Source organism: Salinicoccus jeotgali (assembly GCF_039538805.1).
GTDB lineage: Bacteria > Bacillota > Bacilli > Staphylococcales > Salinicoccaceae > Salinicoccus > Salinicoccus jeotgali.
Genome location: NZ_BAABCK010000051.1, coordinates 1 through 8,196, shown reverse-complemented (window position 1 = coordinate 8,196; position 8,196 = coordinate 1). Strand labels below are relative to the sequence as shown.

The window sequence follows — 8,196 nt, the reverse complement described above, 5'->3', positions numbered from 1 at the left end:
GTCTCGTCTGTCGCTTCAAGAAGAAACCACATACCGAGAAAATCATTGAACTACCGGACACCATTGGAAGTCTTTTTGAGTTACATGGGTGAAAAGGAACTGTCTAGCTTATTTTGACAAACGAAAAAGTAATAATAATTACCTTCAAAATCAAATTTTATCAATTTTCCATTTGGTCTGGTAGTTTCAAATTCATCCAATAAATTATGCAGCTTAATCTTATCTTCATCACTTAGTTCATGATATTTTATTTTTTTGTTAACTTGTAATTTTTTAAGCAACTCCAGTATTTTAATCAGTTCATCTCGAAAATCATATAAATCTTTAAACTCTTTTAAGGTTTCATGAGAGAAATATTTATTAATTTTAATATGTTTTTCAAAATTTTCACCTATATAAAAACCATTTTTGAAAATATTCTCTAAATTATTTACGCAACTTATAATTTCTTCGATTGTAAAAGTATTGTCTAACTTAAAATTAAAATGTATCTTGTCTTTATCGTATCTAATCTTCAATGTGTTATCTATTGTAAAAGTAATATTATTTAAGTCATCTCTAGAAGATACTCCTATCAATTGCTTACCATTATCAAGTTGTAATTTTAATTCACTTAAATACATGATTGAATTAGGTACTATTTGACCAACAGGTACACTTATATTTTCTTGTGTACTTACATAAACTACCGCTCCAGAATTCATATATTTCTCATAATCTTTACGCCTACCATGGTATTTAATAGTAATTTTATCTGTTGGAAGGTTTGTTACATTAGCATTTAAAACATCACGTGACTGATAATCTAGATTTATTGCAAAAGTTTTTAATAGATTAACTATGTCTTCATGCTCGGAAGGGAATTCTTTTAAATCGATAGTAATAGTGCCTTGCTGTCCTTTTTCCTCTAAAATTCGTTTTAATTCAAAAGGTTGAAAGTCATAATAGTAGATCTTTTCTAATCCATCATCGGATATACAAACGATAAAATAAAAACATCCTCCTCCCTGTAATCTGGAGAAACCATTTAAATCAGTTACAGAAACAGTGTCCTTAGCATTCTTAAGAACTTTTTTATCAGTTGTACCCTTTATCTGTACTCTAACTTCACTAACAATCTTTTTTTTATTAAGTTGTTCATTGTATTGGACATTATAGATGCCGATTTCACCATCATAAAATGGAGTTTTATCATTCTCAAAGAGGTTGACCTTTAAAGACGATATTCTACCTAATTTCAATTTTAAGTGACTGATTGATTCCATTTCGATTTGATCTTGTCTCATTAGTCCGTCTCCATTTGTATATTATAAACTTTAATTATATCCTGCGTGCCATCAATTCAGCTTGTTCAACTACATTATCTACTGCTATTTTTTGAAGGTCAGGTGGATAACCATACTTTTTGAGTAATCTTCTCACCGTCACCCTCATTTTAGCTTGCGCACTTTCTCGCTTATGCCAATCAACACTCATATTTTTCTTAATTGTTTTCGTTAATTCATGAGCAATCGCTCTTAACTTCTCGTCGCCTAATACATCTTTCGCCGTGTCATGTGAGGCTAAGGCATCATAGAATGCAATTTCATCTGCGTTTAATCCGAGTGCTTCGCCTTCTGCTGCAGCTTTATCAATATTTTTTGCCAGTTCAATCAGCTCTTCAATCACTTTTGAGGTTTCAATGGATCGCTTATTGTATTGATTAACCGCTTTATCAAGCATCTCAGAGAATTTCTTCGACTGCGTCGCATTGGTCCGCATTAAAGATTTCACTTTACCTTTTAGTAGACGATCCAGTAAGGCTACCGCAACATTTTTCTGTGGCAAAGCCTGAACGTCTTCTAAAAATTTATCTGAAAGAATCGATATGTCTGGATTCTCTAATCCTAATGTTTTATAGATATCCACGACTTCATCCGTCACGACTGATTTTGAAACTAATTGGTTCAGTTCTGCTTCAATTTCAGCAGATGTCTTTGTTCTCTTACCCCCTGGACCTGGTGGAGCGATGAGCTTTAGTACACCTGACTTAACAGATTTGAAGAATGCTATTTCACTATTCAGTTCTTGTGCTTCTGCTTCAGTTGCACAGAGTGCGTATGCTTTAGATAGCTCGGTCACTGTATTGATGAATAATTTCTTGTCACTATCTTCGAGTGCCAGTACATAGTTCACTGTATTATTGAATGCAGCATAACGTTCACTACGATCCTCAGACTCATACCCTGCATAATCGTGTTCGTATAATAAGTCTTGTAGAATATCGTACTTTGTCAGCATCAGTTCTATCGCTACTTCTGTATCAATACCTGTCTGGTCACGGTCATCGGCAGTATACTCTTTTAAAGCTTCTTTCAGGCTATCTGCGATACCGATATAATCTACGATTAACCCCCCCGGTTTATCCCTGAACACTCTGTTTACCCTGGCAATCGCCTGCATGAGGTTATGCCCTTGCATCGGTTTATCAATATACATTGTATGAAGTGAAGGCACATCAAAACCAGTCAGCCACATATCACGTACAATAACCAATTTGAGTTCGTCATTTTCATCTTTCATCCGCTTTTCCAGTGTCACTCTACGCTGCTTCGGACCAATATGTCTTTGGAAATTTTCAGGATCACTCGATTGACCGGTCATTACAACTTTTATGACACCTTTATTATCATCTTCCGAATGCCACTCCGGTTTTTGACGGATAATTTCATCATACAATTCGACAGCGATTCGTCTACTCATCGCTACAATCATGCCTTTACCTTCTATTGCTTTCTGTCGTGTTTCAAAATGTTCGATAATATCTTTAGCTAACGTTTCAATTCTTGGTTCTGAACCAGCTAGTGCTTCAACACGGGACCACTTAGACTTCAATCGATCTTTTACATTGTCTTCTTGTCCTTCGGTAATATCTGCATAAGCATCGTCGATTTTGACATCATCGGGCATATTTAAAGGGATAATGCGGCTCTCATAATATATTTTAACTGTAGAACCATCTTTGACTGATTGTGTCATATCGTAGATATCAATATAATCACCAAATACTTTTTCTGTATTTTTATCAGTCGAGGCCACAGGTGTCCCTGTAAATCCAACAAATGATGCATTAGGTAACGCATCTCTTAAATACTTGGCATATCCATATTTGATATCTTCACCTTCGGTACCGATTTTTGCACTAAAGCCATATTGAGTCCGATGCGCCTCGTCTGCCATCACGACAATATTCTTCCGATTAGATAAAGTACGCATGTATGCCTCACCCTCTTCGGGTGCAAATTTCTGCATGGTCGTAAATATAATACCTCCGGATTCAACAGTTAACAAATTAATCAAATCTTTCGTGCTTTCTGCTTGTTTCGGTGACTGTCGAAGTAGCCCTTTTCCGCGTCGGCCTTTAGAATCTGAGAACGTTCCAAATAACTGGTTATCCAGGTCATTTCTATCTGTGAGTACGACAATTGTAGGATTATTCATCTCTTGAATGAGTTTTCCACTGAAGAAGACCATCGTTAGACTTTTACCTGAACCTTGAGTATGCCAAATCACACCCGCTTTACCGTCACCTTCATCCGATGAGGCCTTAAGCGTGCTTTCTACTGCTTTATTTACTGCATAGTACTGGTGATATGCAGCAACTATCTTAGCGACTTTGCCATCACCTTTATCTTGGAATAAAATAAAGTTTTTAAGCATATCTAATAAAACATGCTTATTTAACATCCCTGAGATCAGGACTTCCAAACTGGGGATAGATAATGTTGCTTCAGTCTCACCGTCTTTTGTTCGCCAATGCATAAAACGGTCATAATCAGCAGTTAATGAGCCGACTTTAGTATTCAGTCCATCAGACGTTACGACAAAGGCATTGTGGTTGAATAACTGCGGTACTTTACTTTTATAAGTTTGAAGCTGATTAAATCCTTGATAAATGCCTACAGATTCATTTGTCGCATTTTTAAGTTCGATGACGACTAATGCTAGACCATTTACAAAAAGTACGATATCAGGAATTTTTTGAATGTTTCCTTTATCTACGACTAATTGTTTCACCGCTAAAAAGTCATTATTCTCTGGATGTTTAAAATCAAAGATATTTACTAAATCAACTAAGGTTTCCCCGTCTTCATTGTAGTGCTCCACTTCAATGCCATTCGTCATATATTCATGAAACGTACGATTGTTTTCAATTAAGCTTGGGAACTGTTCAATAGAAATTAGATGAATCGCTTGTTTAATTGCTTCATTGGCTACATCAGGATTAATTTTTCTTAATGCTGCGCCTAAACGCTGATCTAAAATGACATCTTCGTAATTATCGCGTTCTGATGCGACTCCTACATGACTGATATCATTACCATGCCTGACTTCATAACCCAACTGTTCAAACCATTCTAATGATAACTGCTCTAAATCATCTTCATTAAAGAAGCTCTGCATGTTCATCTACCTCCAGTTCATCTGAGAGTTCAATTTCTCCTGACATTAGTTTGGGGAGAAGAGTATCTCGTAATTCGGTTAAGTTTTTATTCTCCAATTTGAGTAAAGAGATATCTTTTAAATATGAATTTGTCAAACTGTGAAAAGCCCTTAAAATATCATCCGTTGGAATAATTATATTATATGAAATTAAATCAATTCTAGAAACATTTAAGTAAACACTACCACTCGCAGTATTTGAAAATTCTTTGAATGCTTTATTTAAAATTTGATAAAGATATTCCCTATAAAACTCATTAATAGGTGAAGCGATGCCAGCCCCCCTACCAATAGCATATTCGCTATCTAATTCTGTCACTCGTCCAATTGTAGCTCTGACACCAAAAATATAATCATTTTGACTTCCTACTTTCTTTGGGTCAGTTGTATATTTGGTCGGATTGATAATGCCATGATTAAAGTCAGTAGCTCCATTAATAAGTGGTAGTCCATCTTTTTCATAATTATATGTATCACTTTTTGGTGACTGGCCCATTACAATGTGAGCTATATCTTTTAATTCACGAATATTCCATCCCATAGGAATTTGACCAAGTTCACTATTAATAAACTTACCGCCATTTGATTTATATGGATTCCCTTCTTCATCTGGAAACTCAAAATCAACAAACCATCTTTTGAAGAGTGTCTGTGATAATTCCTCGAGGTTTGCAATTAATTTATTATTTACTTCAATTTTTGCATCTATAGAAGTTAGTACATGCTCTACTCGGTTTTGATAATTTAATGAGGGGATATCCACCGTGAAGTTTTTTACAATATCTGTTTTTAAGTTATTAAAAACACTACCGTTGCTGAGTTGTAATAATTCTTGTCGTTTAAATAAGAATAAGTAGTATAAATAATCTCTATTAACACCTTGGAAATTCCTGATCAATAACCAACCATCATGTATATATGCTTTTTTATTCATAATTTTTGGTAACCCGGGTGTGGCACTATTAGATAAGATCAGATCTCCTTTATATACCGCAACTGACTTAGCGGCACCTTCTGGAGATACATATTCTTTTGTATGACTTAGAAATCTAGAGTGATCTTTTGTAGCATCTGCAATTTTGACCCAAGAAAAACCAAAGTCCGGATCTGTAGATATAAAATCTTTAATCGGACGCGGAGATGCTCCTCTTCTAATATCGACTAAATCTTGTATTCTGTAGCTTTTATATTCCATAGCCGATACCCTCCATGGCCTCTCTAATACTTTCTTCTAATTTTTTTGACCGTGCAAACTGTGCGCTTAGGTCAGAGGTAATACGCTCCATTTTTTGTTCAAAAGGTTCAGAGTCTTCTTCAACATCAGCTAAACCAACATATCTACCTGGTGTTAGGATATATTCATGACTTCGCACCTCATCTATTGATGCTACCTTGCAAAAACCATTTTGATCTTTGTACTGTTCATCACTCGTGCCTCTCCATGCATGGAATGTACTTGCTACTTTTTGAATATCTTCATCTGCAAACTCTTTCAGTGTGCGAGTAGCCATATGGCCGATATTTCTTGCATCGATAAACAAGATTTCATTTTTACGTTCATTTTTTCCATTTTTCTCTTTGTTTTTTGTTAAGAACCATAAACATACTGGAATTTGTGTAGAATAGAACATTTGTCCTGGCAAAGTAACGATACATTCGACTAAATCTTCTTCAATCAAATTTTTTCTAATTTCAAGTTCTGCAGTTGAGCTTGTGGACATTGATCCATTAGCTAATACAAAGCCAGCTGTACCCGTAGGTGCTAATTTCGCAACCATATGTTGTATCCACGCATAGTTAGCATTCCCTTTAGGTGGTAACCCATACTTCCAACGATAGTCATCCAAAACTCTTTCTTGACCCCAGTCACTTGAATTAAACGGCGGGTTCGCAAGAATGTAGTCTGCCTTTAATCCTTTATGTTGGTCGTAATGGAAAGTATCAGCATGTGTGTCACCGAGATTATTATCTATACCACGAATTGCTAAGTTCATTTTCGCTAACTTCCATGTTGTTAAATTATATTCTTGTCCGTAGATCGCAACATCACCAAGTTGGCCCTGATGATTTTCAATGAAACGTTCACTTTGTACAAACATACCACCTGAACCACAGCACGGGTCATAGATTCTCCCCTTATATGGTTCAATCATTTCAACTAACAGTTTTACAATCGATGCAGGTGTGTAGAATTCTCCAGCATTTTTACCTTCCGCACTCGCAAATTTCGCAATGAAATACTCATATACTCGGCCTAATACATCTTGCTTTTGACTTTCTTTATCACCTACTGGGAAGGTAAAGATATCGATAATCCCACCCAATTTAGATTTATCTAACCCAGGACGTGAGAAGTCTTTAGGTAATACACCTTTTAAAGACTCGTTTTCTTTCTCTATCGCAATCATTGCCTTGTCGATAATCTGTCCGATTTCAGGTTTCTTAGAATTGCTGTTTATGTATGTCCAACGTGCTTTTTTCGGTACCCAGAATATATTCTCTGCCATATATTCATCTTTATCTTCTTCATCAGCATATTCATCTTGTAGCAACTCTTCGTACTTTTCTTCAAATGAATCAGAAACATACTTCAAGAAGATAAGTCCCAGAACCACACTCTTATACTCTGATGCATCCATACTTCCTCTTAGCTTATCTGCAGCTTGCCAGAGCTTTTCTTCAAATCCAATACTTGCCATAATGTACCTCTCCCATATAGTCATTTACCTCAATTCTATAATAGAAGCTATGCAATTGTAAGCACCACCTCTTGATTGCGCATGTATCGTTTTATACTGAGGTCAAAACTAAATTGATCTTTAATTGACCAGTATGGTATATCTTGTCACTATTATTTTAGAATTGGCATTTTCATAATTATTTTGTACTATATCAGACGATAACTTGTACTCTAGTTAACAAACGCGGCTTATCTTCTCACGAAGAAGTTAGGTTAAAAAGGATGGCTTGTAGAGTGTAAAGCGTTCGTAAACATATACTTTTCCATTTTAAAAGGGATAGAAAATGCTAATCAAATCGCATTTTCTATCCCTTTATACTTTAATAACTTCTGATTAGTGGAACTATGTTACCATTACTGTCAGAGTGAACGCTACTTACTGACTAATCCAACCTGTTCATAATTTAACCTTTACTCGAATTCTATCATCATGATGCTAATAATATTTATTATTTATTCAATATTTCATATATTCGTTTGACTTCTTCTCTAGCTGAGTCATCGTAATTACCGTAAATATATTCTCTTGATAGTAACTTATATCCATACTTATTTGTGGTAATATCTCCCTTAAACTCATAATTTTCATACTGATAGATGCCTTCTCTACCTTTTTTATACCTTCCTAGTGCCAGCAATATTACTTTCTTAGCACCTGCATTAAAAAGTAAATTTCTAGCTGTCTCAAATGATATTCCATTAGTAGTGTAATCATCAATCACGCAAACAACTTTTCCCTTAATACGTTTAGAATAATATGGATTAAGATGTATTGAGTCAAAGTGTTTTGTACATCCTTCACTTAACCTAGTATGATGATCAGTATGATGACTTTTAGGTACAGTAGTGGTATGTCAACAGTATTCTAGACAGTTTATATAGAGTTCTTTCTTATACTCCTTCGGTGTCATATAACCTAGCGCACCATGTGGTCTAATATTGTTATACCAATTTACATAATCAAATAGTTCAAT

The 8,196-nt window shown here is 35.2% G+C and carries 6 protein-coding genes and 1 pseudogene; 1 reads left to right on the top strand and 6 read right to left on the bottom strand.

The features are described from left to right. Window positions 1-117 (top strand): annotated as a pseudogene (locus ABD734_RS08130) (IS30 family transposase); the annotation flags it as partial. Here ABD734_RS08130 and ABD734_RS08125 read toward each other — a convergent pair. The 6 genes from ABD734_RS08125 to ABD734_RS08100 all read right to left on the bottom strand — a co-directional run. Continuing rightward, the gene (locus ABD734_RS08125) at window positions 81-1,286 is read right to left on the bottom strand and encodes a hypothetical protein (protein WP_344703205.1); all 1,206 of its coding nucleotides are present in this window, start codon (window positions 1,284-1,286) and stop codon (window positions 81-83) included. The pseudogene ABD734_RS08130 and the gene ABD734_RS08125 overlap by 37 nt on opposite strands. Before the next feature lie 34 nt (window positions 1,287-1,320). After that, window positions 1,321-4,449, bottom strand: coding sequence for a type I restriction endonuclease subunit R (locus ABD734_RS08120; protein WP_344703203.1), 3,129 nt, complete (start codon window positions 4,447-4,449; stop codon window positions 1,321-1,323). After that, a complete protein-coding gene (locus ABD734_RS08115; RefSeq protein ID WP_344703200.1) occupies window positions 4,427-5,677 on the bottom strand; it encodes a restriction endonuclease subunit S in 1,251 nt (416 codons plus the stop codon). Before ABD734_RS08115 ends, ABD734_RS08120 begins: the two co-directional genes overlap by 23 nt. After that, window positions 5,667-7,181, bottom strand: coding sequence for a class I SAM-dependent DNA methyltransferase (locus ABD734_RS08110; protein ID WP_344703198.1), 1,515 nt, complete (start codon window positions 7,179-7,181; stop codon window positions 5,667-5,669). The genes ABD734_RS08115 and ABD734_RS08110 overlap by 11 nt, the downstream gene beginning before the upstream one ends. A gap of 490 nt (window positions 7,182-7,671) precedes the next feature. Further along, window positions 7,672-7,944 (bottom strand): phosphoribosyltransferase, encoded by a 273-nt coding sequence (locus tag ABD734_RS08105; RefSeq protein WP_344703196.1) that lies wholly within the window; start codon window positions 7,942-7,944, stop codon window positions 7,672-7,674. A 132-nt stretch (window positions 7,945-8,076) separates the two neighbouring features. After that, a partial coding sequence (locus ABD734_RS08100) for an IS3 family transposase (RefSeq protein ID WP_344703207.1) occupies window positions 8,077-8,196 on the bottom strand: 120 nt, incomplete at its 5' end.